This window comes from Saccharothrix sp. NRRL B-16314 (assembly GCF_000716595.1).
GTDB lineage: Bacteria > Actinomycetota > Actinomycetes > Mycobacteriales > Pseudonocardiaceae > Actinosynnema.
The window spans coordinates 1-25,728 of sequence record NZ_JNXC01000039.1 but is presented as its reverse complement, the minus strand read 5'-3'; the positions used below and the strand labels follow the sequence as shown (position 1 = coordinate 25,728).

Below are 25,728 nucleotides of genomic sequence, written 5' to 3'. Positions count from 1 at the left end.
GCACCGCCCGTCACCTCGTGGGGGCCTGTTCACTGGCCTGTCGTGGACTCCGGCGGACGCGTCACCGGTTTCCGGACACCCAGTGCGATCCCATTTCCACCACCGAGTGGTCGCGCGCGACCTGCGGGGGACGCTACTTACGTCGACGCATTTCCCGGATACCTTCCACAAAGGGAGCACCCGATGTGAAAGGTATCCGTCGTGACGCAACTCGAACAACCGCTATCCGTCCAGGAAGCCCGAACACCCGACGGCGCGGCACCCGATGGAGCGGTGCCCGTGCAGACCGTCCGGGACGCCGGCTCAGGGCTGACGCTGGGTCGGGATGTGATTTTCCGGTATCTGCGGAATGCGAAAATCGATCGTATCTTCGGCGTTCCCGGCACGAACGAGATCCCGCTCATCGACGGCACCGACGTGCCCGCGAACAACATCACGTACGTGCCCTGCCTGCACGAGAACATCGCGCTCGGCGCGGCCATGGGGTACGCCCGCGCCAAGGACGTCCCCGGCGTCGTGGAGCTGCACGTCACGCCGGGCGTCGGCCACGCGCTGGGCAACCTGTTCAACGCGGCGAAGTCGCACATCCCGCTCGTGGTGCTCTGCGGCCAGCAGCACAGCAACCTGCTCCTTCAGGAACCACTGCTGGCATCCGACCTGGTCAAGGTGGCCGAGCAGTACACGAAGTGGTCGTACGAGGTGCGTGGGCCGAACGAACTGGCGATGGCCATGCAGCGGGCGCTGAAGGTCGCGATGGCCCCGCCGACGGGTCCGGTGTTCCTGTCGATCCCGTGGGAGTTCCTGATCCGGCCCGTCCAGCCGACCGACGGCGGCGACGGCCGGTTCACCAGGATCGGGCGGGGTTTCCTGGGCGACATGGCCGAAGTGGCGAAGCTGGCGGAAATCCTCGCGGGCGCCACTTCTCCGGTGATCGTCGCGGGTGACGGCGTCGGCGCGGCGCACGCGTGGGACGAGGTGGAGAAACTCGCGAAGAAGCTCGGCGCGCCGGTCTACACCGAACAGCTGAGCAGTTACATGAACTACCCCAACGACCGGGCGGAATGGCAGGGTGAATTGCCCGGCACGCAGGAGGGGATGCGGGCCAAGCTCGGCATGCACGACGTCGCGTTCTTCTGCGGGTTCAACGCGCAGGCGCAGCTCGTGGTGTTCGACTGGGCCACCGGGCCGCTCATTCCCAAGGGCGTCCGGCAGCTGTACCTGCACAACGACCCGTGGCAGATCGGGAAGAACCACTACGGCGAAGCGGCCGTGCTCGGCGACATCAAGGTGACGCTGCCGCGGATCCTGGAGAAGATCACCCGACACAAGGCGTTCGACGAGGACCGCGCCCGGAAGCGCGGGGAAGAGCTCAAGCGGCTGGCGGACACCCGGACGCGGCGTTTCGAGGAGTACGGGCGTCGGGCCGAGCGGGCCGACGACGTGATCCACGGCTCGGACATCGCCCGCGCGCTGCGCGATCTGCAACGGGGTCGCGGCGCGCAGGACGGTGCGGCGATCGGCCGGATGGTGCTGGTCAACGAGGCGGTCTCGGACTCGGCCGCGTTGCAGCAGTACGTCCGCTTCGACGCGCCGACCGACTACTTCGAGGCGCAGGGCGGGTCGCTCGGGTTCTCCATGCCGGCCGCCCTCGGCATCCACCTCGCGCTCGACGACGCCGCCACGGTGGTCAACATCGTGGGTGACGGGTCGGCGCTGTTCTACCCGCACTCGTGGTGGACGGCGGCGAAGTTCGAGATGCCGATCCTCTACATCATCACCAACAACCACCGCTACCAGACGTTGATCAAGGGGATGGAGGTGATCGAGGCGACGTACGGCTGGAAGCCCTCGGGGCCCGCCGACTACCTGCGGATCGAACCGCCGCCGGAGCTGGACTTCGTGCGGATGGCGCAGTCGTTCGGGGTGGAGCGGGGCGCGCGGGTGTCCCTGCGGTCGGCGCTCGCGGGTGAGCTGCGGGAGGCGCTGCGGGTCGTGCGGGGCGAAGGCGTGCCGTACGTGCTGGAGGTGATGACGGAACCGGAGCCGGAGGAGATGCCCCGCATCGACGTCCTCTACGCGGAGCGTGGCGGCGACGAGGACCCGTTCGACTGGATCGGCCCGGCCTGACCCGACCGGCTCTCCCCCTCCCCACCGCCGTTCCGGCACCGCAGCGAGGAGATCCGACCGTGTCCACCACCGACAAGCCGTCCGAGGACCCGACACCAGGCGAGGCCGTCACCTCCGCACCGGACGCCACGCCCATCGGACCCGTTGAGCCCGTTGAGCCCGTGGCTGCGGGTCCGTCACGTCGCCGGTTCCTCAGCGCGCTGGGTGCGGTGACGGCGTCGTCCGCGCTGCTCCAGTCCATGACGGGTGCCGCGCCGGTCGAAGCGGCGCCCCTGCGGCGGCGGAACACGCCGCGGAAGGTCCGCAACGGCGAGACGGTGCTCGTCCTCGGCGCGGGGGTCGGTGGCCTGAGCGCCGCCGCGCAGCTCCTGGACGAGGGCTACGACGTGAAGGTGCTGGAGGCACTGGGCCGGCCGGGCGGGCGGAACTTCACCGCCCGCAACGGCACCAAGGTGGTCGAGGTGCTGAAGGGCGGCGGGTCGACCGAGCAGGAGTGCACGTTCGACAAGGGCCTGTACCTCAACCTCGGCCCCGGCCGGATCCCCTACCACCACCGGCGGGTGATCGAGTTCTGCACGCGGACGGGGGTGGCGCTGGAGCCGTACATCATGGAGAGCACCGCGAACCGGTGGGCGGGCGGCTTCGACAGCGTCGCGCAGACCAACCGGGGCGTGGCCAACGACACCCGCGGCCACGTCGCCGCGCTGCTCCACCAAGCGATCCGGAAGGGCAAGCTCGCCAACGAACTCTCCCTGCTCGACGCGGGCCAGCAGAAGCGCCTGCTGGAACTGCTGGTCAAGTTCGGCGACCTGGACCGCGGCCACAACTACGCGTACACCGGCTCGACCCGCTCGGGCTACCGCAAGCCGCTGGCCGTGGACATCTTCCCCGAGCCGCCACCGCCGGCGCCGCTCGCCGAGCTGATCGACGCCGGGTTCTGGGACCACCAGTTCTACAACCCCGTCGACTTCCTCTGGCAGGGCACGATGTTCCAGCCGGTCGGCGGCATGGACAAGATCGTCGACGCGCTGGTCGCCGAGCTGCCCGACGGCGTGATCACCTACAACGCCCCGGTCACCGCCATCGACATCCTGGACGACCGCGTGCGGGTGACGTGGAAGGAAGTGGGCCAGACCGCGTCCGCCGAGGTGCAGCACGTCGTCAGCAACATCCCGGTCCCGGTGCTCGCCGGCATCCGGAAGACGGGGTTCTCGTCGAACTACCTGAAGGCGATCGGCTTCGTGCAGTTCGACCCGTCGTGCAAGGTGGGGTGGCAGGCCGACAAGCGGTTCTGGGAGAACGACGAGTACCAGATCTACGGCGGCATCAGCTGGACGAACGACATCATCAACCAGGTCTGGTACCCGTCGAACGACTACTTCACCGGCAAGGGCACGATGACCGGCGCGTACAACTTCGACGCGGACGCGATCAAGCTCGGCGACATGGCGCCGCCGGACCGGTTGGAGGTCGCGCGCGAGTCGGCGGCCCGGCTGCACCCCGAGTTCGCGGACAAGACCGTCGTCCTGCCCAACGGGCTGTCCATCGCGTGGCACCAGGTGCCGTACCAGGCCGGGGTGTCCGTGCACTGGAACCCCGCCGACCCGGACGCGGCCGTCGCGTACAGCACGATGCTCTCGCCGGACCAGGGCCTGTTCTACGTCGTCGGTGACCAGGTGTCGCCGTTGCCGGGGTGGCAGGAAGGCGCGCTGATGTCCGCGGAGTACGTGGTGGACCTGATGACCGACCCGGAACGCCGGGAGCCGCCCGTCGTGCACCGGGTGCCGGACTCACGCGCCATGCGTCCCTGATCGGGGCCGCTCTACGATCGGTCGGTGCTGGTCTACTCGATCCCGATGCGCAACCGGTTCCGCGGCATCACCGTTCGTCAGGGGGTGTTGCTGGAGGGGTCGGCGGGGTGGGGTGAGTTCTGCGCGTTCGAGGACTACTCGGACGCCGAGTCCGCGCCGTGGCTGGCTTGCGCGCGCGAGTCGGCCGAGGACGGGTGGCCCGCGCCGGTCCGGTCCCGGATCCCGGTCAACTGCACGGTTCCGGTGGTGTCGGCGGAGCGGGCGCACGCGATCGTGGCGGCTTCGGGGTGTTCGACGGCGAAGGTGAAGGTGGCCGACCCGGGGTCGGTGCTCGGGTCGGATTTGGAGCGGGTCGCGGCGGTGCGGGACGCCCTCGGTCCGTCGGGGGCGATCCGGGTGGACGCGAACATGGCTTGGGACGTGGACGAGGCTGTGGTGGCCATCCGCGCGTTGGAGCGGGCGGCGGGCGGGTTGGAGTACGTGGAGCAGCCGTGCCGGTCGATCGAGGAGTTGGCGGCGGTGCGGCGGCGGGTGGACGTGCGGATCGCGGCGGACGAGTCGATCCGGCGGGCGGAGGACCCGTTGCGGGTGGCGGTGGCCGGTGCGGCGGACGTGGCCGTGATCAAGGTGGCGCCGTTGGGCGGGGTGCGGCGGGCGTTGGCCGTGGCGGAGGCGTGCGGGCTGCCGTGCGTGGTGTCGTCGGCGGTGGAGACGTCGGTGGGGATGGCGGCCGGCCTGGCGTTGGCGGGGGCGTTGCCGGAGTTGGACTTCGCCTGCGGGTTGGGGACTTTGGCGTTGCTGGACGGTGACGTGGCGGGTGCTTCGCTGACCCCGGTCGACGGCTGGCTCCCCGTTCCCGCGCACGCCCCGACGCCCGACCGTTACGCGGACTTCGCGGCGGACGACGAGACCACCACCCGCTGGCTCACCCGCCTGGACCGCGTCCGGGGCGTGCTCGAACACGCAGGTCGCACGTCCTGAGCGTTGAACTCGGGGGTCCTGAACGTAGGACTCACCGGACGTGAACGTAGGACTCACGCGTTCTGAACGTAGGACTCACGCGAGGTCAGGGGTGGGTGATGGGGGAGCCGAGGCTGTGGACGATGCCGTCCGTGCGGGTCAGGGCTTCGGTTCGGCGGGGGTTGGCGGGTACCCGGGTCAGGTCGACCACGCGGATCGGGGGGCCCAGCTCGACCAGGGTCGGGATGTAGGACGCCTCCTGGACGGCCCAGCCGCCCGGCCCCTTGACGAACTTGAAGCGGGTGATGATGCCTTCCTCCGTGATGCCGCGCGGCTCGGAGTGGCGGGCCACCTCGTTGCCCATGCCGTACACGACCCACTTGCCGTTGACCTGCTCGATCGGCTGCACGGCGTGCACGTGCGTGCCGATGATCAGATCGACGGCGGGGTCGGCGAGCACGGCCCGCGCCATCTCCCGCTGCTGCGGCGTCGCCTCGTGCTGGTACTCGTTGCCCCAGTGCAGGCTCGCCACGACGACCTCCGCACCGGCCTCCCGAGCCGCCCGCGCCGCCGCCAGCACACCTTCCGTCGACAGCTGGTTCGCCATCCACGGCTTCGGCAGCGGGATGCCGTTGAAGCCGTACGTGAACGCGATGTGCCCGACCTTCACGCCGCCCACGTCCAGCAGCAGCGGCGTGGCGGACTCCTCCGGTGAGCGGAACGAACCGGTGTGCTTCAACCCGGCCTCGTCCATCACGTCCAGCGTCGTCCTGATCGCGGGCGCGCCCCGGTCGAGGCTGTGGTTGGACGCGGTGGAGCAGCTGTCGTAGCCGATCGCCTTCAACGCGCGGGCCACCTCGGGCGGCGCGCTGAACGCCGGGTACCCGTAGGTCGGCTCGCCGGGCGCGGACAGCGGCGTCTCCAGGTGGCAGATGGACACGTCGGCGTCGATCGCCTCGCGCAGTCCCTCCAACAACGGCACGAAGTCGCGGGCGCCGTCGCGGTCCGCCTGTTCGGTCAGCGCCGGGTGGACCAGGATGTCGCCGCCGGCGGCCAGCGTGAACGACGGCGGCTCGGGGACCGCCGACGAGGTGGTCGCCGCGGGCGCGCGGGCCGTGGTGATCACCACCGGCGACCCCGTGCACGCCGCCAGCACGGACAGGCAGGCGACCAGCCCGAGGACCGGTCGCCCGCCGCGCCCGTTCAGCGGTGCCGTCCGCGGAGTCCGCGGACGATCAGCACCAGCACCAGCAGCCCGACCGCGACCGGCAGCACCCGCTTGAGCACGGGCAGGCCGGCGGTGTCGAGCAGGTCGATCGGCTCGTCCGGCACGGCGTGCAGCCTGGGCCGGGCGGGCGTGGCGGTCTCGGCGGGGGTCACCTCCTCAGCTTCCGCCGGCGCGAGCCGCGTCGCCAGGCATTCCGCGAACTCTCCGATGATCCGACCGCTGACCTCGCTGATCAGACCGCGGCCGAGTTGGGCCGGCCGACCGGTGATGTTCATGTCGGTGACGACGTTCACCTCGGTGCCCGAACCGTCGGCCGAGGTCAGCGCCACGGACACGGTGGCGGACGCGGTGCCGTTGCCCCTGGTGTCCTTCCCGGACGCCTTCAGCACGGCGGCGTGCACCCGCTCGTCGACGGACGTGAACTCGCCGGTCCCCTTGTACAGCAGCGTGACCGGCCCGAGCTTGACCTTGACCGTGCCGGTGAACTTCGGCCCGTCCACCCCGGTGAGGGTGGCGCCCGGCATGCAGGGCGCCACCTTCTCCGGGTCGAGCAGCGCCGCCCACACGTCCGGCACGGGCGCGGGAACGGTGAACCGGTGCTCGAGCCTCATGCGCTCACCGCGGCCGTCACGGCGCGTTCGGTGAGCACCCGGGCCAGGTGCGACCGGTACTCGGCGTCGGCGTTGTTGTCGGTGGGAGGGTCGGCGCCCTCGGCCGCACGGGTGGCGGCGGCGGTGATCGCCTCGGCCGTCGCCTCCTGCCCGACCAGGGCTTCTTCCACCGCACGGGCCCGCACGGGCGTGGACGCCATGTTGGTCAGGCCGACGCGGGCCGCGGTGATCCGGCCGCCGGACACCCGCACCGCCGCCGCGACCGCCACGATCGACCACGCCTGGGCGACCCGGTTGAACTTCTCGTAGTGCGCGCCCCAGCCGGTCAGCTTGGGCACCTTCACGTGGGTGAGCAGTTCGTCGGGGGCCAGTGCGGTGGTGAAGTAGTCGACGAAGAACTCCGCCGCCGGCACTTCCCGCGTCCCGGACGGCCCGGCGCACACCATCACCGCGTCGAGCGCCAACGCGGGCGCGAGCAGGTCGCCGGCCGGGTCGGCGTGGGCCAGCGATCCGCCGAACGTGCCCCGGTGCCGGACCTGCGGGTCGGCGACGGTGTCCGTGGCCAGGCGCAGCAGCCCGGCGTGCTCGCGCACCAGCGGGTCGCGCTGCACCTCGTAGTGCGTGGTCATGGCGCCGATGCGGAGCGAGTCGCCGTCGTCGTGCACGCCGGTCAGCTCGGTCAGCCCGGACAGGTCGACCACCAGGGTCGGCGCGGCCAGCCGCATCCGCAGCACCGGGATGAGGCTCTGCCCGCCGGCCATCACCTTGGCGTCCTCACCGCCGGCGGCGAGGGCGCGCACCGCCTCGTCCACGGTGGTGGGCGCGACGTAGTCGAACGCGGCCGGGATCATTCCGCACCTCCTCGCGCGTGCGCCTGATCGTCGACGTTGACAGAGCCGAGGCCGCCGCCCGCGCCGGGTGTCGTCGGCACCGCGTCACCACGGCGGTTGATGGCCTTCCACACCCGCATCGGGGTGCACGGCATCTCCACGTCGTCCACGCCCATGTGCCGCAGGGCGTCCACGATCGAGTTGACCACGGCGGGGGTGGACGCGATGGTGCCCGCCTCGCCGACGCCCTTCACGCCGAGCGGGTTGCTCAGCGCGGGTGTCTCGGTGCGGTCGGTGGTGAAGTGCGGCAGGTCCACCGCGGACGGCAGCAGGTAGTCGGCGAGGGTGGCGGTGGTGAGGGTGCCGTACTCGTCGTGCACCGCTTCCTCGTACAGGGCCTGGGCGATGCCCTGCGCGAGTCCGCCGTGGACCTGGCCTTCGACGATCATCGGGTTGACGACCTTGCCGACGTCGTCCACGCACACGTAGGAGCGGATCTTCACCGCGCCGGTCCGCGTGTCGACCTCGGTGGCGCACAGGTGGGTGCCGTGCGGGTAGGAAAAGTTGTCCGGGTCGAACGTGGCCTCGGCGTCCAGGCCGGGTTCCATCCCGTCGGGCAGGTTGTGCGCGACGTGGGCGGCGACCACGACGTCACCGAGGGACAGGGCGGTGGACGTGCCGCGGACGGTGAACTTGCCGGCGGCGAACTCGACGTCGCCCTCCCCCGCTTCCATCAGGTGCGCGGCGACCGTGCGGGCCTTGGCCAGCACCTTGTCCGCGGCCAGCACGACGGCCACGCCGCCGACGGCCAGCGACCGCGAGCCGTAGCTGTCCATGCCCCGGTGCGAGACGCGCGTGTCGCCGTGCAGCACCTCGACGTCCTCGAACGGCACGCCGAGCCGGTCGGCGACGATCTGGCTCCACGCCGTCACGTGGCCCTGGCCGTGCGGCGAGGTGCCGGTGATCAGCTCGACCTTGCCGGTGGGCAGCATCCGGAGCGCCGCGTGCTCCCAGCCGCCCGCCGCGTACCGCAGGGCGCCGAGCACGCGCGACGGTGCGAGCCCGCACATCTCGGTGTAGGTGGAGATGCCGATGCCGAGCTGCACCGGGTCGCCGTTGGCGCGGCGCTCGGACTGCTCGCGGCGCAGCGCGTCGTAGCCGAACAGCTCCTTCGCCCGGTCGGTGGCGGCCTCGTAGTGGCCGGAGTCGTAGGTGAGGCCGGCGACCGTGGTGAACGGGAACTCGTCGTGCTTGATCCAGTTCCGCTCGCGCAGGTCCATCGGGTCGAGGCCGAGTTCGGCGGCCAGCTCGTCCATGATCCGCTCGATGGCGAACGTCGCCTCCGGCCGCCCCGCGCCCCGGTACGCGTCGGTCGGCACCTTGTTCGTGAACACGTTGGTGCAGGTGAACCGGTAGGCGGGGAACTTGTAGATCGCGTTGAACATGAACGCGCCGAGGATCGGCACGCCCGGCGTGACGAGCCGCAGGTAGGCGCCCATGTCGGCGAGCAAATCCACCTTCAGGCCGGTGACTTTGCCGTCGCGGCTCGCGCCGACGGTGATGCGCTGGAGCTGGTCGCGGCCGTGGTGCGCGGACAGCATCGACTCGGTGCGGGTCTCGGTCCACTTGACGGGTTTGCCGAGCCGGCGGGCGACGACCAGCGTCAGCACTTCTTCCGGCGTGACCTGGAGCTTGCCGCCGAAGCCGCCGCCGACGTCGGGCGCGATGACCCGGATCTGCTGCTCGGGGATGCCGAGCACGGCGGACAGCATCCAGCGCAGGATGTGCGGCACCTGGGTGGCGGACCACATGGTCACCGAGTCGGGTGACGGGTCGACCACGACCGAGCGGGGTTCCATGAACGCCGGGATCAGCCGCTGCTGCCGGAACGTCCGCTCCACCACCACTTCGGAGTCCGCGAGGGCCTGGTCGACGTCGGCGCCGGTGCCGGCCTCGGCGGAGTCGAAGATCCAGGTGGCGCTCTTGTTCGAGCCCAGGTCGGGGTGCACGAGGTCGGCGTCGTCGGCGACGGCGCGTTCCATGTCGAGCACGACCGGCAGGTCGTCGTAGTCGACGTCGATCGCGGCCAGCGCGTCGTGCGCCTCGGCCGCGCTGCGGGCGACGACCAGCGCGACCGCCTCACCGGCGAAGTTCACCCGGTCCACGGCCAGCGACGGCGCGGGCGGCGCCAGCATGTCCTCGGTGATCGGCCACGCGCACGGCAGGCTGCCCTGTTCGGCGGCCACGTCCTGGCCGGTGAGGACCATGAGCACGCCGGGCATCTTCACGGCCTCGGTGACGTCGATCGCGGTGATCCGGGCGTGCGCGACGGGGCTGCGCAGCAACGCCATGTGCAGCATCCCGGTGAGCTGCATGTTGTCGGTCCAGCGGGTGGCGCCGGTGATCAGGCGCGCGTCCTCCTTGCGCAGCCTGGCCTTGCCCACCTCCCGGTCGGAGGCCTCCGGTTCGGCGGTGGCGGTCATTCCCCACCACCGCCCGTGTGCGTCGGGGTGCGGCCGACGAGCTTCGCCTCGTCCACCCGCTCGGCGTCGGGGCCGGCGCCGGGGCGCATCTGCCGCGCCGCGTCGCGCACCGCGCGGACGATGTTCTGGTAGCCGGTGCAGCGGCAGAGGTTGCCCTCCAGGCCGTGCCGCACCTCGTCCTCGTCGGGATCGGGGTTGTCCGCGAGCAGGTCGATCGCCTGCATGATCATGCCGGGGGTGCAGAACCCGCACTGGAGCGCGTGATTGCGGTGGAACGCCTGCTGGACGGGGTGCAGCCGACCCTCGCGGGCCAGCCCTTCGACAGTGGTGACCTCGCGGCCGTCGGCCTGCACCGCGAGCACGGCGCACGACTTCACGCTGTGGCCGTCGAGGTGGACCGTGCACGCGCCGCAGTTGCTGGTGTCGCAGCCGACGACGGTGCCGGTCTTGCCGAGTCGTTCGCGCAGGTGGTGGACCAGCAACGTGCGGGGTTCGACCTCGTCGCTGTAGTCGACTCCGTCGACCGTGACGGTGATCCTCATTGACCGACCCTCCATGTGTGGTGGTGATGGGAGTCACAACCGAGCCTGCTCTTAGTTGTCGCGTCAAACAACCCCCTCACTTGTGGATGGAGCCGTCCGTGCGACCCAGCCGCCCACCTCCCCCGCCCCACCGCAGCGCGATGATCTCCGCCGCGATCGACACCGCCGTCTCCTCGGGCGTGCGCGCGCCCAGGTCGAGGCCGATCGGGGACGCCAGCCGGGCCAGTTCGCCCTCGGTCAGGCCCGTCTCGCGGAGCCGCCGCAGCCGGTCGTCGTGCGTGCGGCGGGAACCCATCGCGCCGACGTAGCCGACCTTGAGCCGCAACGCGACCTCCAGCAGCGGCACGTCGAACTTCGGGTCGTGGGTGAGCACGGCGACGACCGTGCGCTCGTCCACCTGTCCCTCGTCGGCCTGCGCGGCGAGGTAGCGGTGCGGCCAGTCCACGACCACCTCGTCGGCCTCCGGGAACCGGGACCTCGTGGCGAACACCGGCCGCGCGTCGCACACCGTGACCCGGTAGCCGAGGAACGAGCCCAGCCTCGCCAGGGCGGCGGCGAAGTCGATCGCGCCGAACACCAGCAGCCGCGGCGGCGGCTCGAACGAGTTCACGAACACCGTCATGCCCTCACCGCGCCGCTGGCCGTCCGGCCCGTAGTGGAGCGTGCCGCTGCGGCCCGTGGCGAGCAGGCCGCGCGCGTCGTCGGTGATCGCGTCCCGCGCCCGGTCCGAGGGGATGTCGCCGGTGGCCCGGTCGGGCCGGACGACCAGCCGCCGGCCGACCCACTCGGGGTGTTCCACGACCGTGGCGACGGCGACCGGCTCGCGCGCCTCGACCGCCTCCAGCACCTCGGGCAGCTCGGGGAACGAGTCCTTGTCGATCGACTCCACGTAGACGTCGATGATCCCGCCGCAGGTCAGGCCCACCGCGAACGCGTCGTCGTCGCTGACCCCGTACCGCTGGAGCACCGGCGCGCCGGACCGGACGACCTCCTTGGCCAGTTCGTACACGGCGCCCTCGACGCAGCCGCCGGAGACGCTGCCGGCCACCGCGTCGTCCGCGCCGACGAGCATCGACGCGCCGGGAGGTCGGGGCGCGGAGCTGAACGTGGCGACGACCGTCCCCACGCCGACGGTCTCACCCCGGTCGACGCGACGGGCCAGCTCGGCCAGGACGTCACGCAAGTCGTACCTCCTCCAGCAGGGCGTGCAGGGTGTCGAGGCTGTGGCCGGCGAGCAGCCGGTCCAGGTGCGGCAGGGCGGCGGCGATACCGGACTGCACGGGCAGGTAGCCGTCGTGGCCGGCGTGCGGGTTGACCCAGACAACCTTGTGCGCCAGGCGTTTCAGCTGCTCGACCTGGTCGGCCAGCAGGGCCGGGTCACCGCGTTCCCAGCCGTCCGAGCAGATGACCACGACCGCCCGCCGCGCGGCGCCGCGCCGGCCCCAGCGGTCCAGGAACACCTTGATCGTCTCGCCGAGCCGGGTGCCGCCCTCGAAGTCGGGGACGGCGCGGGCGGCGGCGGCCATGGCCTGGTCGGGATCGCGGTGGCGGAGCTGGCGGGTGACCCTGGTCAGCCGGGTGCCGAGGGTGCAGACCTCGACGGGCATCCGGCGGGAGACGACGTGCGCGAAGCGGAGGAGGGCGTCCGCGTAGGGCTTCATCGAGCCGGACACGTCGATCAGCAGCACCACCTTGCGCGGACGGGTCGTCCGGCTGCGGCGGCGTGGCCGGGTCGACTCGCCGGTGGCGAGCATGTCCTTCAGGGTGCGGCGCGGGTCGATCACGCCCCGCCGGGAGGGGGTGCGGCGCAGGGCGCGGCGGGTCGGCGGGACCGGGTCGAGGGCGGCCAGCAGCTCGTGCAGGTGCCGCTTCTCGGCCGCGCTGAGCTCGGCGATGTCCTTGCGCCGCAACACTTCCACGTCACTGGCCGCGACCTTGAGCGTCGGCGCCCGCCCGTCGTGCTTCGCGGCGCCCTCGCCGAGCGCGGCCAAGTGGCTGGTCTGCCGGACCCGTTTACCCGGCGGTTGCGGGGGCATCCCACCGAACCAGGCGGCGAACGCCGCGTCGTACCGGGGCAGGTCGTCCGGCTCCGCGCAGAGGGTGAGCCGACCGGCCCAGTAGACCTGGTCCCGCTCGGCGACGTCGAGGTGGTCGACGGCGGCGACGAACGCCTGCGCCCGGTCCGGCCCGCACGCGACGCCACCGTGCCGGAGCGCGCGGGCGAACCCCACGAGCCCGGTCGACGCGCCGGCTCCGGTCATCAGACGATTGTGCTCCAGATCACGACCATCGCGCATGACCGGTCGTCCAGCATGATCAGAGACCCAGCCTTAGGATCGAACATGAGTGCGATGTTCGGCGTCGTGTGGTGAAGAGAGTAGGTTCCCTCCAGTGCCTGCCGTGTCGAAGCTAGTCGAGAACGCGTTGATGCTGCCGTTCGAGCGCACGGAACCAGCCGCAGCGGAGTTCTTCGCAGGTATCGGCCTGGCCAGGCTCGGCTTGGAGGCTGCCGGGTTCCGCATCCCTTGGGCGAATGACATCGATCCGGCCAAGCACAACATGTACGCCAGACACTTCGGTCAAGAGAGCGACCACACCTTCATCGAAGGTGACATCACGCACATCCGTGGCGAAGACCTTCCTTGCGGTCTATCGCTCGCCTGGGCCTCGTCGCCGTGCGTCGACGTGTCGCTGGCTGGAGCGCGCCTCGGGCTGAGCGGGGCCAGGTCATCCGCGTTCTACCAGTTCACCCGCATCCTGCGTGAACTGCCCGTCAGTGAGCGCCCCGAGGTGGTCACCCTCGAGAATGTCGTCGGCCTGGCCACGAGTCACGGCGGTGAGGACCTCAAGGCTGCGGTCAGGGAACTGAACGACCTCGGGTACTCCGTAGATGTGCTCACTTTGGACGCTCGGTGGTTCGTGCCACAGTCGCGGCCTCGTCTGTTCGTCGTGGGCGCGCGGACACCTCCCCCGGACACGCCCGGCGCGAACCCGATGCTCCGGCCCGCATGGCTGCGAGCGCCGTTCGACGACGAGTCCCTGCAGACTCACCAGTACCTGCTCCCTGACATCGACCCGTCCCCAGATATCTCGCTGTCACAGGCCGTTGAGCGACTACCCACAGAGGACCCTCGCTGGTGGGACACCGGCCGAGTGGCCTCTTTCGAGGCTCAACTCTCACCCCTCCAAGTCGACCGCCTGGAGAAGTTGCGCAAGGCGCGGAAGAGGACGCACCGGACCGCCTACCGCAGGACTCGCCAGGGCAGGCCTCAGTGGGAGATCCGCCCGGACGACATCGCGGGTTGTCTCCGCACTGCTCGCGGCGGCTCCTCGAAGCAGGCCGTGGTCGAGGTCGGACACGGCGAACTCAGAGTCCGCTGGATGACCGGCGTCGAGTACGCCCGCCTCATGGGCGCGGGTGACTACACCATCGCCGGCCACAAGGACGGCCACCTCGTCTTCGGGTTCGGCGACGCGGTGTGCGTTCCAGCTGTCGCGTGGCTCGCCGAACACTACCTGATGCCCATGGTCAAGAAGAGCACCCAAAACGCGGACAGGCGATTGGTTTCTGTGGGAGCCTGACCGGATGTCTCGCAAGCCACCCAGGAAGAGCCTGCCGGCGAAGTCGGTCCAAGACTTCCGAGCCCTGCTCGAACAAGCGCTGGAAACGAAGGACGAGCTAGGGCGCAAATGGGCTGACGCACAATGGGGTTGCTATGCCTTCTATGACTACGAGGGCGAGCCGATCTACGTTGGTCAGACCAATGAGCGCTTGCGCACCCGGATCCGCAGGCACCTGAGCAATCAGCGTACGGACGCCGTGGCGATGCGCATCCTGGATGTTTTCGAGGTGGCTGAGATGGAACTCTGGCCCCTCTGGGAGTACGAAGGCATCGCCGGGCCAGCGAAGGCAGGGGCGAAGCAGCACCTGAACCGCGTCGAGTACACGGCGTACACGTGCGCGATTGAAGACAGTCGATTCAAGGCGATCCTCAACGAGAAGATTCCGCCCGTCTCTCCGGTAGGCGAGTTGCCGCCTTCTATGAGGTTCCATTTGATCAGTGAAACGACACGAGCCGAGCGCGGGCATCCCGATGTGCGTATCGCCCGCCGGGCAGAGACCGTCTCCCGGCTCGCGGCCGTCGCCCACGAACGTGGCGAGGTGTCCGCAGGCCTGCGACGAGTGCTCGTCATCCAGGCGGTCAGGCTTGCCTACCTGGCGGCCACTCGACTCTCCGAAGCCGAAGGCCGGCCCGAACCGAGCGCCGCAGCCATCAACATGTACGGCTTGGTCGGAGACGTCAACCGACCGCTCAACGATGCCGACACAGACACCGCCGAAGGTGATGAGGAACTGGACTTCGACGAGCACGACTGAGGTGAGTGAAATGGCCAAAGACTCGTGGGCCACCAGCCAGGCAGCCCGCAAGTCCATGCAAGCAAACAAGAGCCGGGACACCAAACCGGAACTACGATTGCGCAGGGCACTGCACGCGATGGGTCTCCGCTACCGGGTTTGCGCGAGACCATTGCCGGAAGTGCGGCGCACCGTTGATATCGTCTTCCGCCGGGCACGGATCGCGGTCGAAGTGCGCGGTTGTTTTTGGCATGGATGCCCGGAGCACTACCGCGCCCCGTCCGCAAACGGCCACTACTGGTCCGAAAAGGTCCAGCGAAACATTCGGCGCGATGAGGACACCGCAGCGCTCCTTGACAAAGCGGGTTGGACGCTGACCGTCGTATGGGAACACGACGACTTGGACGCGACCGCTGAAATGATCGCAAGGCAAGTCGAATCCCACACCGGTCGAATCACCTGATGAATTTCCGCTCGCCTAGCCTAAAAGGCAGCCGGACATTAAGAGCAAGGCCACCACGCGGAACGCGCTCCGCTCGCCTAAAACTTGCGCCCGTGCGGAATACGCCACAGGTGTCACCTAGAGCGGATACGGCACTCCATACCATACGACACATGCACGACACGGAAGCACAGAACAAACGAAAAGAGTCACTACCGATGTCGGTCGATATGTACGAAAGCCGCTTCAAGCAAGAGTTGAGCAACTTGGACAGGTTTTACCCGAATGACACGCGAGACCCTCGGGCATGGAAGGCCAATTTCCCAGCATGGCGGGCACTGTTCACAGCCCTCTCTTTACATGGCCACAGCACAGGCTACCGGCTTTTCTCGTTCGAAAAGTTCTTCAACTTATGCCAGAAAGCATATACCGAGGATCACCCGAAGAAGGATCGGTACAAAGAATACTTCGAGGACGACCTTCGCGACGGAATGCGGCAACGAGTGGGAGCCTGGTACGAGTCTGGAATGGCAGAAACGTACCTGTACGCATGCCTCGTGGAGGCCTTGGAAGATAGAGCCAAAGTCGGAATGGTGCTGTACGACCCCAGAGTGGACTGGAAGCTGAAGTCCGACCTCGTGGTGCATATGAACGGCCACACGATGCGTGTAAATGCGTACTTCGGGCCAAGCGAGAGTCGACCGCAAATCGAACGACAGCGCGAAAAAAATGAACGCGAGCAGAAGCGAAACACCGCAGAGTCAGCACACTGGAATAATGAGGCATTTAAGGAAATGTCGTCATTCGAGATTCAGGTCACGGCGGACGAAAAGCAGGTTGTCAACGGATTCCGACTGTTCTCGATCGAAGCCATGAATAGGCTACTCAAGCAGTTGTACAGCCACGCAGGCATCACCCGGGAACGCCAGGTGTTCATGGAAGTCGCACGGAAGTAGCGGGCAACTGCGGACCGCTTCAACCCTCGACTTAGAACTGGCCGCCGGCGAGGCTCAACGCGAGGTCACCCGGTCGACGCGCCGGCTCCGGTCATCAGACGATTGTGCTCCCGCTCACGCCGGCCGGCACACCGGCGGAAAGGGCGCGTTGCGCGTCTTCCCGGTACTTCAGGACGGCACCGAGCGTGGTGGCCGCCGTTTCCGCGTCCAGCTCGGTGCGACCGAGGGTGAGCAGGGCTTCCGCCCAATCGAGGGACTCGGCGACGCCCGGCGGCTTGATCAGGTCGAGGTCGCGCAACCGCCGCACGGCTGACGCCACCTGGTGCGCGAGGCGTTCGGTGACGCCGGGCAGCCGACGCCGGAGGATCGCCACCTCCCGGGCCAGGTCGGGGTGCTCCAGCCAGTGGTAGAGGCAACGGCGCTTCAAGGCGTCGTGCACCTCGCGGGTCCGGTTGGACGTCAGCACGACCAGCGGTGGCGTCTTCGCGGTGACGCGGCCCAGCTCCGGGATCGTCACCGAGTTCTCGCCCAGCACCTCCAGCAGGAACGCCTCGAACTCGTCGTCCGCCCGGTCCACCTCGTCGACCAGCAGCACGCACGGCGCGTCTTCGAGGGCTTGGAGCAGCGGGCGGGCGAGCAGGAAGCGGCGGGTGTAGAGGGACGCCTCGGCCGCCTCCGCGTCCACCGGCCCGGCCGCTTCGAGGGCGCGCAGGTGCAGCAGCTGGCGCGGGAAGTCCCAGTCGTAGAGGGCCTGGGTGGCGTCGATGCCCTCGTGGCACTGGAGGCGGATCAGCGGCAGGTCGAGGGCCTGCGCCAGGGCCACCGCGAGGGACGTCTTGCCGGTGCCCGGCTCGCCCTCGCAGAACAGCGGGCGGTGCATGCGCAGCGCCAGGTAGGCCGCGGTCGCGATGCCCGCGTCCGGCAGGTAGCCGACCCGGTCCAACTCGGCGGCGAGCTCCTCAGGTGCGTCAGGCGTCACAGGTCCGAGGGTAGGCGGCGGGAGCGGCCCGGCGCCGTGCCGCGCTGGGAGGCGCGTCACGAGCCTGGTGGAACCCCGAGAGCGCGGGTCCGGGTGAAGTCAGGGTGCGTCCCCGATGTCCCGCAACGCCCGGCGGCGCACTCTTGAGCCATGACGAACGACGTGCTCAACGAAGCCACAGCCAAGGTCAAGAAGCTCCAGCGCAGCCGGAACGACAAGATGGTCGCCGGCGTGTGCGGCGGCGTCGCCAAGCTCATCGGCGTGGACGCGGCCCTGCTGCGCATCCTGCTGGTCGCCGCCACGCTCTTCGGGTTCGGCGCCGGCGCCGTCTTCTACCTCGCGGCGTGGATCATCATGCCCGAGGAGGACTGAGACCCACCGGGACCTACCGGGGACCTACCGGGGGAAGCCGGGCACGCCGGGGAGCTCCTGCCACGGCCGGGGACCGTCGAGGGGGCGGTACTCGACACCGAGCGCGTCGAGCCGCGGCAGGTGGTGCTCGGCCAGCCGGGTCCGGAACTCCGCCACGTCCCGCCCGGCGGGGCTCCACACGACCTCGGCGAACGCGCTCAACCGGGGGAACGCGGCGTAGTCGAGGCGCCGCGGCGAGTCGAGGTGTTCGGTCCACACGTTCGCCTGCGCGCCGAGCACCCAGTCGGGCGGCTCGTACCGGTAGACGTCCTCCAGCGTGGTGACCGTGCCGACGGGGACGGGTTCACGGGGGTCGTCGGACTGGCGGTAGTCCAGGTACAGGTGCTCCTCCGGGCACATCACCACGTCGTGCCCGCGTTCCGACGCGGTGAGGCCGGGGTCCTCGCCGCGCCACGACGCGATGACGGTGCGGGTGGGCAGCGGACCGGCGTCGAGCACTTCGTCCCACCCGAACGGGCGGCGTCCGCGCTGGTGCAGGTGCTGCGCGATCCGGCGCACGAACCAGCCGTCACCGCCCTCCGCCGCACCACCTTCCGCCTCGTCGCCGCCGAGGCCGATCACCTCGCCGGGGAACACGTCCAGCACCTCGTCGAACACCTGCCGGTAGAAGTCCACAGTGGACTCGTCGGGCCGCAGCACGTTCGGGTTGACGCCCCAGTCCGTCCACACGCCGCCCCCGTGCGCGCCGAGGTGCGGGTACGCCGCGACGGCCGCCTGGCTGTGCCCCGGCACGTCGATCTCCGGCACCACCGCGATGTGCCGCCGCGCCGCGTACGCGACGACTTCCCGCAGGTCGTCCTGGGTGTAGTAGCCGCCGTGCGGCCGTCCGGCCATGCCGCCGGACCGCCGGTCGCCGAACCGCGAGTCGGCCCGCCACCCGCCGACCTCGTGCAGGCGGGGGAACCTCAGCGACTCGAACCGCCAGCCCTGGTCGTCGGTCAGGTGCAGGTGCAGCACGTTCAGCTTGTGCGCGGCCAGCAGGTCGACGTACCGCAGCAGGTCGGGCTTGGGCAGGAAGTGCCGCGCCACGTCCAGCATCACCCCGCGCCACCCGAACCGCGGGTGGTCCTCCACCTCGCACACCGGCAACACCACCCGATCCGGTGGAACGGCCCGGAACGCCGCGGGCCCGCTCAACTGCCGCAGCGTCTGCCGCGCGTAGAACTCGCCGGCGTCGTCGGACGCCCTGATCCGGACGCCGTCCCGGGTGATCGACAGCCGGTACCCCTCGGCCGGCCCACCCACCCGCGAGACGTGCACCGCGCCGTCGAACCCGACCTCGCCCCCTCCCCCGGCGAACGACACCGGACGCGGCAGGATCACGACTTCACCGCCCCCGCCAGGCCCGCGACCAGCCGCCGCTGGACCAGGACGAAGAATACCAGCACCGGGATCGTCATCAACGTCGAACCGGCCATGATCGCACCCCAGTCGTTCTGGTCGGGTTTCACGAACACCTGCAACGCCAGCGGCAGCGTCTGGTTCTCCGCCGCCGAGATGATGAACGTCTTGGCGAACAGGAAGTCGTTCCACGCGTGGATGAACGACAGCACGCTCGTCGCCACCAGCCCCGGCGCCACCAGCGGGAACAGCACCTGCCACAGGAACCGGAACCGGGACGCGCCGTCCAGCGTGGCCGCCTCCTCCAGCTCCACCGGCACCGCCGCGACGAACCCGCGCAGCATCCAGATCGCGAACGGCAGGCTGAACGCCAGGTGCACCAGCACCAGCGAACCCAGGTGGTTGAGCCCGAACACCGGCGCCACGTCCCGCACGGACTGCATGAGGAAGAACAGCGGGATGGTCAGCGCCTCCACCGGCACCATCTGCACCACCAGCAGCATGATCAGCAGGGTGGTCCGGCCGCGGAACCGGAACCGGGTCAGCGCGGCAGCCGCCAGGAACGAGATCAGCAGGCTCAGCAGCACCACCGCGACCGCCACCACGACGCTGTTCAGCAGGTAGCGGCCGAAGCTCTGCACGGTCAGCGCCCGCACGAAGCTGTCGAACGTCGGCGCGAGCGTCCACGGCCGGGGATCGGCCGAGATCACCTCCGCCTCCGGTTTCAGCGCCGTCAGCACCATCCAGTACAGGGGGAACGCCACCACAGCGGCGACCACGACCGTGACGCCCTCCGCGACGCCCCGCGACACCCGCCGGTTCACAGCACCTCCCCGCTCCGCCGCAACGCCCGCAGGTAGCCGACCGTGACGGCGAGCAGCAGCACCGTCATCACCACGCCGATGCTCGCGCCCAGCCCGTACTCGGACGCGGCGAACGCCTGCTGGTAGGCGTAGACGTTGAGCACCAGGTTCCGCCCGGCGATCCCGCCGCCGCCGGTCATGATGTAGACCTGGGTGAACACCTTGAAGTCCCAGATCACCGACTGGATGGTCACGACGATCAGCAGTGGCCGCAGCAGCGGCAGGATCACGCTCGTCGCCGTCTTCGCGGTCGACGCCCCGTCCAGCGCCGCCGCCTCCAGCACCTCACCGGGGATCGACTTGATGCCCGCGTACAGCGTGACCATGACGAACGGGAACGAGCACCACACCACCTGCGCCGCGACCAGCCCGAACGCCACCCACCTGTCGTAGGTCCAGGAGAACCCGGTGGTGCCCAGGACCTCGTTGACGAACCCGAAGTTGGCGTCGAACAGGAAGAGCCAGATCGTCGACCCGGCCACCGCCGGTGTCGCCCACGCGCCCAGCGCCGCCAGGAACAACGTCATCCGCGCCCACGTCCGGACCCGCGTCGCCAGCACCGCGAGCGCCGCGCCGACCAGCAGCGTCCCCGCGACGCACACCGCCGCGAACCCGACCGTCTGCCCGAGCACGGCCCAGAACCTGTCCTGCGACAGCAGTTCCGCGTAGTTCCCGAGCCCCAGGAACGTCAGCGGCGCGCCACCGCTGACCTGCTCCTGGCCGTAGTCGAACAGGGAGATCAGCACGAGCTGGTAGATCGGGTAGCCCAGCAGCCCGGCCAGCACCAGCAACGCCGGGGCGAGGTAGGCGAACGCGATCCGCCCGTCGCCCCTCCTCGTCGGCATCATCCGCCGAAAGCGGCGTTCATCTGCTCGGCGGCCTGCGCGGCGGCCCGGTCCAGGTCCTCACCACCGGCGGCGACCTGCTGCAACAGCGTCGGCAGCACGGCCTGCGCGTCGATCTTGGCCCAGTCCGGGGTGACCGGCACGAACCGCGTGCCCGCCTCCAGGGTCCTGATGAACGGGTCCAGCACCGGGTTGGCCTTCGCGACGTCCGCCTGCACGTCCCCGAACGTCGGCAGGTTGCCCATCGCGTCGAACATCTTGCGCTGGTAGGACTTGCCGCCCAGCAGCCGGACGAACTCGTCCGCCAGCGTCCGGCGCGAGCTGCCCTTCATCACGCCGAGCAGGTTCCCGCCCGCGAACGCCGGCGCGATGTCACCGGCGTCCTTCCCCGGCAGCGGCACGACGGCGTACTTCCCGGCGGCGCTGGACGCGTCGACCGACTTGCGGTTGAAGTCGCCGCCGACCACCATCGCCGCCTTGCCCGCGCGGAACGCCTCGACGCTCGCGTCACCGCCGTTGCCCGCGCACTGGGCCGGCGGGCAGATGTCGTCCGCGATCAGCTCGGTGTACTGCCGGAGACCGGCCTTCGCTTCGGGGCTGTCGATGGTGGAGACGTACTTGTCGCCGTCCTTGCGGGCGATGTCGCCGCCGTTCGCCCACACGAACGGCATCGCGCCGTAGGTGTACTTGCCGCCTGCGGAGATGCCGAGCATGTCCGGTTTCGCGGCACGGATCCGCCGTGCGAGCGGTGCGATCTCGTCCAGCTTCGCCGGTGGCGCGAGGTTCAGCTCCTGGAAGATGTCCGTGCGGTAGTAGAGCGCGCGCACGCCGACGTACCAGGGGACGCCGTAGACCTTGCCGTCCACCTTGCCGGTGTCGAGGACGGCGGGCAGCAGGTCCTTCGCGTCGGGCCACTGGCCCAGGTCCAGTTCGGCGAACCCGCCGCCCGCGACGTAGCCGGCCAGGTCGGTGTTGCCGAACTCGGCGACGTCGGGCGCGCTGGCCGGGTCGCTGAACGCGGCCTTGAACCGCTCGGCGCGGGTCTGCACCTGGATGTACTGGACGTCGACGGTCACGCCCTGGTGCGCCCGTTCGAACTCGGTGACCGCCTCGCGGACGACCGCCTCCTTCGGGCCCCGGTTGACCTCGTCGAACAGCCAGACCCGGAGCTGCCCGGTCCGCTCGTCACCGCCGGTGGGCGCCGAGCCGGACTGGACCGGGGCGCACCCGGCCAGCACGACGGCGCCAACGGCTGCCGCTGCCACTGCGATCCGCATCCTCGCCCACCCTTCAGGTGTGATCGGCCTGTTGCGTAATACGCAACGGCTATTCCACAGGAAGCAACGGCGATGCTAATGTCCGGATCGGCGGACGGTCTAGACCAAATCTGCCCAGATCCGGACGGCGTCGGCGGACAGCGGACCACCCCACCCGTCCGGTCGAACCGCGCCCCCGACGTGGAACCCGGTGACCCCGACCGCCCTCAACGGCGCCACGTGCTCGACCTTCAGCCCTCCCCCGACCAGCAGCCGAACCCCGCCCTGCCGCGCGGCGAGGCGTTCCAGCACCGGGAACCCGTCCGCGACGCCGCGAGGACTCCCCGCCGCCAGCACCGTGTCGCAGCCCAGTCCCCCGACGACCGCCCACGCCGCCTCGGGGTCCGCGGAGTTGTCGAGCGCGCGGTGGAACGTCCACGCGCAGCCGGCCAACTCCCCGACCAGCGCCGCGCACGCCGCTTCGTCCACCCACGCGTTCGCGTCGAGGAAGCCGAGCACGAACTCGGACGCACCCGCGTCGCGCAGCGCCGCCGCGTCCCTCCTGAGCCGGTCGAGGTCGCCGGGCGCGAAGCCGGGCGCGTCGCGCAGCATGACCCGCACCGGCAGGTCGGTCACCGCCAGCACCTCGCGCAGCACGGTGACCGGGGGCGTCAGCCCGTCCGCGGCCATGTCGACGGTGAGTTCCAACCGGTGCGCCCCGCCGGCCTGCGCGGCCTCGGCGTCGGCGGCGTCCAGGGCAATGACCTCAAGCATGGTCTAGACCATACCGACGGGTTCGCGGCGCCGTTAGCTCGTCCGGGTGGTCTTGGACGTCGGGCACGCCTGCGGCCAGTCAGCCCTCCGACACAAACAGTGAACTGTTAACGGGGGCCGACGTATCCAGCGTAGAACTACTCACTCCTTATCTGATGACCGGTCCTCGACCACGACGGAGGGGGAACGCATGAGCGTCACCCCGCCTGGCGTGCGGCCCGATGCCACGCCCGACGGCATCGGGGAGCCGGACTGAGACCGCTGGGGGAAGGGTGGCCTCGGTCGGCTTCGAGGGGTGCCGATCGGTGTCGCCCGTCGGGTGAGGGGGGAAGGGCGGTCCGCGGTGCGAGGGGGGCATCGCGGACCGCCACCGCACCACCGGTGACGGTGGTGTGTGACGATCAGCTTCGGCTGGGGGACGCCGAGAAGGAGGTGACGACGTGGGAGAACTGCGCACGGCCGGTGAGCGCCCACCGTGGGAAGGTCTGGACGGCACGGACCGGCACGCCGCTTGCGTCGTCGCCGCGCGCGACGGCGACCGGCGGGCACTGGACGTGCTGGTAGCCGACCTGACCCCGCTGGTGTGGCACGTCGCCCGCGGGCACGGGCTGGACCGCAACACCGCGGAGGACGTGGTGCAGACGGTCTGGCTCGCGCTGCTGCGCCACCTCGACCGGTTGATCGAACCCCGGGCGCTGGCCGGGTGGCTCGTCGTCGCGACGCGCCGCGAGGCACAACGGACCTGGACACCGGCTCGTCGCGAAGCGTCGCTGAGCGACGAGCTGTCGGAACAACTCGAAAGCCAGTACGGCCTGCCCGAGGACGCCGCCCTGGTGGACGACCGGGACCACCGGTTGTGGCGGGCGTTCGGACGGCTGTCGCAGAAGTGCCAGGAACTCCTGCGGCTCACCGTGCTGGCCGGGCGCGCGGAGTACCGCGCGGTAGCAGAAGCACTGTCCATGCCGCGCGGCAGCATCGGCCCCACGAGGGGCCGGTGCCTGACCATGTTGCGCACACATCTCGACGCGGAAGGAGGATCGCGGTGAACGACATCGACCCGCGCGATGACCGCAGAGGCCAAGAGGACACCGCTGTCCTCACTGAACTGAACCGCCTGGTGTACGAGTTGGACGCGCCCCCACCGGGGCTCGTCGAACGAATCCAGTTCGCGGTGGCATTGGAGAACCTGGACGTCGAAGTGGCCCGCTGGGAGCGTGCCGGTTCGTTCGCCGGGGTGCGTGGTGGGAGCCCCGGGACGATCACGTTCACGGTGGACAACCTGACGTTGATGGTGAACTTCACGTCGACCGGGGCGAGGCACCGGATCGACGGCTGGCTGGTGCCGGCCGGGGAGCACACCGTCGAGGTGCGGGTGGCGGAACACGCGTCCAGCACCACGAAGGCTGACGACGGTGGCCGTTTCGTCCTGTCCGACGTACCCGCCGGGACCACGCAGATCGTGGTGCACCTGGTGAACGCGCGGGGTGAGCGGGGCCGGACGGTCGTGACACCGACGATCATGTTGTAGCGGTTCGTCGTACGCGGCCTCCAGAGGCGCCGCCGCCCAGTCGCGGTGCGAGCAGCCGCCCCGGTCCCGGTCCCTGCCAGGGTCCCAGCCGCCGTCCCAAGTCACGGCCCCAGCCGCCGTCACAGCCGCCGTCCCAGCCACGGTCCCGACCCGACCGACCGGCTCGACCGACTCGACCAACGGGACCGGCCCGACGCGACCGACCCAACGCACCGGCCGAACCCGACCGCAGTTCACCCACCCGTGGCCCCCGGCGCATGTCCACGACGACCGGGCTCCACAGCACTTCCGCTTGTCGTCGGCCTCCGTCGACCCAGCTCGATCTCTCACCCGACCTCTTGGGTATCGCCACCCTCCGGGGTATCGCCGACCTCTCGCCTATCGCCGACCTCAGAACCCGCGAACCGTCGAACCCCGCGAACTGTCGGACTCGCGAACCGTCGGACTCGCGAACCGTCAGAACCCGCCGATCAACGCCCCCGCATGACTCACCTGCACCGTGTGCGTGGCGAACCCGGACTCGGTGGCCACGTGCAGCAGGAACCCGGTCGGCTCGGCCAGGTACCCGATCTCCCGGTCGGCGCGCAGCGTCAACGACGTCTGGCGGTAGGTGCTCGGTGCGACGGACACCAAGGTGCCGGCGAACGGCACGCTGATCGCGCGGTGCACGTGACCGGCCAGCACCCGCGCCACGTTGCCATGACGGGCGAGCACAGCCCCGAGAGCCGGCCCGTTCTCCAGCCGCATCCCGTCGAGGAACGGCACACCCACCGCGACCGGCGGGTGGTGCAGGCACACGAAGGCGGGCACGTCGGGGCGTTGACCGAGGACGTCGTCCAGCCACGACAGCTGATCGTCACCGAGGTGCCCGGCAGGCCCGTCGGTCCGCCACGAGTCGAGGGCGACGACCGTGAAGCCCGGATGGGCGACCGCGTAATGCGCCGACGACCCGCCGCCGAGGAACGACGTGCCGCCGAACACCTCCAGCATCGCGGCGGGGTTGTCGTGGTTGCCGGTGGTCAGGTGGAGCGGCAGCGGGAAGGCTCCGATGACTTCGCGGAGCTGGGCGTACGAGTCGACGTCCCCGTACTCCGTCAGGTCCCCGGTGATCACCACGCAGTCGGGCCGCGGGTCCAGTGCCAGCACCCGGCCGAGCGCGAGGCGCAGGGAGGCGGCGGGTTCGGCGGCCAGGGCGTCGGTGCGCAGGTGCGGGTCGCTCAGGTGCGCGATGAGCACGTGGTCGGCTCCAGTCCTCGTAGGCGAGCGGGGCGGGGCGATGACGGCTGGGCTGCGGCGGCTGGGCTGCGGCGGTCGGGCTGCGGCGAGCGGCGGAGGTAGCCGGGTGGCGGGGGTGGCGGGTGGC

24 protein-coding genes are annotated in these 25,728 nt (G+C 70.2%); 10 read left to right on the top strand and 14 right to left on the bottom strand.

Features of this window, described 5'->3' with window-relative positions; all coding sequences use genetic code 11:
* The first annotated feature begins 201 nt into the window (after positions 1–201).
* The 3 genes from OQ02_RS35000 to OQ02_RS34990 are packed head-to-tail and all read left to right on the top strand — an operon-like array spanning position 202 to position 4,919.
* Positions 202–2,127: a thiamine pyrophosphate-binding protein gene (locus tag OQ02_RS35000; RefSeq protein ID WP_331281569.1), complete on the top strand. Its 1,926-nt coding sequence runs from the start codon at positions 202–204 to the stop codon at positions 2,125–2,127.
* 59 nt (positions 2,128–2,186) lie between these two features.
* Positions 2,187–3,938 (top strand): flavin monoamine oxidase family protein, encoded by a 1,752-nt coding sequence (locus tag OQ02_RS34995; protein ID WP_156077501.1) that lies wholly within the window; start codon positions 2,187–2,189, stop codon positions 3,936–3,938.
* 24 nt (positions 3,939–3,962) lie between these two features.
* Complete coding sequence (locus OQ02_RS34990) at positions 3,963–4,919, top strand: o-succinylbenzoate synthase (protein WP_033442962.1); 957 nt, start codon at positions 3,963–3,965, stop codon at positions 4,917–4,919.
* Between the two features lie 85 nt (positions 4,920–5,004).
* Here OQ02_RS34990 and OQ02_RS34985 read toward each other — a convergent pair whose 3' ends face one another.
* The 7 genes from OQ02_RS34985 to OQ02_RS34955 all read right to left on the bottom strand — a co-directional run bounded on the left by OQ02_RS34985 (position 5,005) and on the right by OQ02_RS34955 (position 12,853).
* Positions 5,005–6,027 (bottom strand): CapA family protein, encoded by a 1,023-nt coding sequence (locus tag OQ02_RS34985; protein WP_231500356.1) that lies wholly within the window; start codon positions 6,025–6,027, stop codon positions 5,005–5,007.
* 74 nt (positions 6,028–6,101) lie between these two features.
* Positions 6,102–6,737, bottom strand: a complete 636-nt coding sequence (locus OQ02_RS34980; protein ID WP_033442960.1) for an SRPBCC family protein — start codon at positions 6,735–6,737, stop codon at positions 6,102–6,104.
* Complete coding sequence (locus OQ02_RS34975) at positions 6,734–7,588, bottom strand: FAD binding domain-containing protein (RefSeq protein WP_033442959.1); 855 nt, start codon at positions 7,586–7,588, stop codon at positions 6,734–6,736. Before OQ02_RS34975 ends, OQ02_RS34980 begins: the two co-directional genes overlap by 4 nt.
* On the bottom strand, positions 7,585–10,050 hold the full coding sequence (locus OQ02_RS34970; RefSeq protein ID WP_033442958.1) for a xanthine dehydrogenase family protein molybdopterin-binding subunit: 2,466 nt from the start codon (positions 10,048–10,050) through the stop codon (positions 7,585–7,587). The genes OQ02_RS34975 and OQ02_RS34970 overlap by 4 nt, the downstream gene beginning before the upstream one ends.
* Positions 10,047–10,592, bottom strand: coding sequence for a (2Fe-2S)-binding protein (locus tag OQ02_RS34965; RefSeq protein WP_033442957.1), 546 nt, complete (start codon positions 10,590–10,592; stop codon positions 10,047–10,049). Before OQ02_RS34965 ends, OQ02_RS34970 begins: the two co-directional genes overlap by 4 nt.
* 76 nt (positions 10,593–10,668) lie before the next feature.
* A complete protein-coding gene (locus OQ02_RS34960; RefSeq protein WP_033442956.1) occupies positions 10,669–11,775 on the bottom strand; it encodes an XdhC family protein in 1,107 nt (368 codons plus the stop codon).
* On the bottom strand, positions 11,768–12,853 hold the full coding sequence (locus OQ02_RS34955; protein WP_156077500.1) for a vWA domain-containing protein: 1,086 nt from the start codon (positions 12,851–12,853) through the stop codon (positions 11,768–11,770). Before OQ02_RS34955 ends, OQ02_RS34960 begins: the two co-directional genes overlap by 8 nt.
* Positions 12,854–12,992: 139 nt before the next feature.
* Here OQ02_RS34955 and OQ02_RS34950 point away from each other — a divergent pair, with 139 nt between their 5' ends.
* The 4 genes from OQ02_RS34950 (at position 12,993) to OQ02_RS44385 (ending at position 16,347) form a co-directional block, all read left to right on the top strand.
* Positions 12,993–14,174, top strand: coding sequence for a DNA cytosine methyltransferase (locus OQ02_RS34950; RefSeq protein WP_231500355.1), 1,182 nt, complete (start codon positions 12,993–12,995; stop codon positions 14,172–14,174).
* A gap of 4 nt (positions 14,175–14,178) precedes the next feature.
* Positions 14,179–14,970, top strand: coding sequence for a GIY-YIG nuclease family protein (locus OQ02_RS34945; RefSeq protein WP_197043635.1), 792 nt, complete (start codon positions 14,179–14,181; stop codon positions 14,968–14,970).
* 10 nt (positions 14,971–14,980) lie between these two features.
* A complete protein-coding gene (locus tag OQ02_RS43065) occupies positions 14,981–15,412 on the top strand; it encodes a very short patch repair endonuclease (RefSeq protein WP_081916162.1) in 432 nt (143 codons plus the stop codon).
* A 152-nt stretch (positions 15,413–15,564) separates the two neighbouring features.
* A complete protein-coding gene (locus OQ02_RS44385; protein ID WP_156077498.1) occupies positions 15,565–16,347 on the top strand; it encodes a hypothetical protein in 783 nt (260 codons plus the stop codon).
* A gap of 94 nt (positions 16,348–16,441) precedes the next feature.
* Here OQ02_RS44385 and OQ02_RS34940 read toward each other — a convergent pair whose 3' ends face one another.
* Positions 16,442–17,326, bottom strand: a complete 885-nt coding sequence (locus OQ02_RS34940) for an AAA family ATPase (protein WP_033442955.1) — start codon at positions 17,324–17,326, stop codon at positions 16,442–16,444.
* A gap of 150 nt (positions 17,327–17,476) precedes the next feature.
* Here OQ02_RS34940 and OQ02_RS34935 point away from each other — a divergent pair, with 150 nt between their 5' ends.
* Positions 17,477–17,698, top strand: a complete 222-nt coding sequence (locus OQ02_RS34935) for a PspC domain-containing protein (protein ID WP_033442954.1) — start codon at positions 17,477–17,479, stop codon at positions 17,696–17,698.
* 24 nt (positions 17,699–17,722) lie between these two features.
* On the opposite strand, the gene OQ02_RS34930 is transcribed toward OQ02_RS34935, so the two are convergent.
* The 5 genes from OQ02_RS34930 to OQ02_RS34910 form a co-directional block, all read right to left on the bottom strand.
* Positions 17,723–19,078, bottom strand: a complete 1,356-nt coding sequence (locus OQ02_RS34930) for a beta-N-acetylhexosaminidase (protein ID WP_442973725.1) — start codon at positions 19,076–19,078, stop codon at positions 17,723–17,725.
* Complete coding sequence (locus OQ02_RS34925) at positions 19,078–19,923, bottom strand: carbohydrate ABC transporter permease (protein ID WP_051773168.1); 846 nt, start codon at positions 19,921–19,923, stop codon at positions 19,078–19,080. The genes OQ02_RS34930 and OQ02_RS34925 overlap by 1 nt, the downstream gene beginning before the upstream one ends.
* Positions 19,920–20,810, bottom strand: a complete 891-nt coding sequence (locus OQ02_RS34920) for a carbohydrate ABC transporter permease (protein ID WP_033442953.1) — start codon at positions 20,808–20,810, stop codon at positions 19,920–19,922. Before OQ02_RS34920 ends, OQ02_RS34925 begins: the two co-directional genes overlap by 4 nt.
* A complete protein-coding gene (locus tag OQ02_RS34915) occupies positions 20,807–22,084 on the bottom strand; it encodes an extracellular solute-binding protein (RefSeq protein WP_033442952.1) in 1,278 nt (425 codons plus the stop codon). The genes OQ02_RS34920 and OQ02_RS34915 overlap by 4 nt, the downstream gene beginning before the upstream one ends.
* A gap of 99 nt (positions 22,085–22,183) precedes the next feature.
* On the bottom strand, positions 22,184–22,837 hold the full coding sequence (locus tag OQ02_RS34910) for a copper homeostasis protein CutC (RefSeq protein ID WP_033442951.1): 654 nt from the start codon (positions 22,835–22,837) through the stop codon (positions 22,184–22,186).
* Between the two features lie 440 nt (positions 22,838–23,277).
* Between OQ02_RS34910 and OQ02_RS34905 the strand changes: the two genes are divergently transcribed.
* Entirely contained in the window at positions 23,278–23,883 is a 606-nt protein-coding gene (locus tag OQ02_RS34905; protein WP_033442950.1) for an RNA polymerase sigma factor, read from the top strand.
* Between the two features lie 59 nt (positions 23,884–23,942).
* Positions 23,943–24,365, top strand: coding sequence for a carboxypeptidase regulatory-like domain-containing protein (locus tag OQ02_RS34900; protein WP_442973724.1), 423 nt, complete (start codon positions 23,943–23,945; stop codon positions 24,363–24,365).
* Positions 24,366–24,821: 456 nt separating this feature from the next.
* On the opposite strand, the gene OQ02_RS34895 is transcribed toward OQ02_RS34900, so the two are convergent.
* Positions 24,822–25,601 (bottom strand): phosphodiesterase, encoded by a 780-nt coding sequence (locus OQ02_RS34895; RefSeq protein ID WP_033442949.1) that lies wholly within the window; start codon positions 25,599–25,601, stop codon positions 24,822–24,824.
* Positions 25,602–25,728: the final 127 nt, after the last annotated feature.

Coding starts and splice junctions, on each gene's coding strand:
- OQ02_RS43065 (WP_081916162.1), top strand. CDS start 14,981: ATGGCCAAAGACTCGTGGGCCACCAGCCAGGCAGCCCGCAAGTCCATG.
- OQ02_RS34915 (WP_033442952.1), bottom strand. CDS start 22,084: ATGCGGATCGCAGTGGCAGCGGCAGCCGTTGGCGCCGTCGTGCTGGCC.
- OQ02_RS34935 (WP_033442954.1), top strand. CDS start 17,477: ATGACGAACGACGTGCTCAACGAAGCCACAGCCAAGGTCAAGAAGCTC.
- OQ02_RS34980 (WP_033442960.1), bottom strand. CDS start 6,737: ATGAGGCTCGAGCACCGGTTCACCGTTCCCGCGCCCGTGCCGGACGTG.
- OQ02_RS34970 (WP_033442958.1), bottom strand. CDS start 10,050: ATGACCGCCACCGCCGAACCGGAGGCCTCCGACCGGGAGGTGGGCAAG.
- OQ02_RS34975 (WP_033442959.1), bottom strand. CDS start 7,588: ATGATCCCGGCCGCGTTCGACTACGTCGCGCCCACCACCGTGGACGAG.
- OQ02_RS34920 (WP_033442953.1), bottom strand. CDS start 20,810: ATGATGCCGACGAGGAGGGGCGACGGGCGGATCGCGTTCGCCTACCTC.
- OQ02_RS44385 (WP_156077498.1), top strand. CDS start 15,565: ATGCACGACACGGAAGCACAGAACAAACGAAAAGAGTCACTACCGATG.
- OQ02_RS34910 (WP_033442951.1), bottom strand. CDS start 22,837: ATGCTTGAGGTCATTGCCCTGGACGCCGCCGACGCCGAGGCCGCGCAG.
- OQ02_RS34965 (WP_033442957.1), bottom strand. CDS start 10,592: ATGAGGATCACCGTCACGGTCGACGGAGTCGACTACAGCGACGAGGTC.
- OQ02_RS34955 (WP_156077500.1), bottom strand. CDS start 12,853: ATGACCGGAGCCGGCGCGTCGACCGGGCTCGTGGGGTTCGCCCGCGCG.
- OQ02_RS34945 (WP_197043635.1), top strand. CDS start 14,179: ATGTCTCGCAAGCCACCCAGGAAGAGCCTGCCGGCGAAGTCGGTCCAA.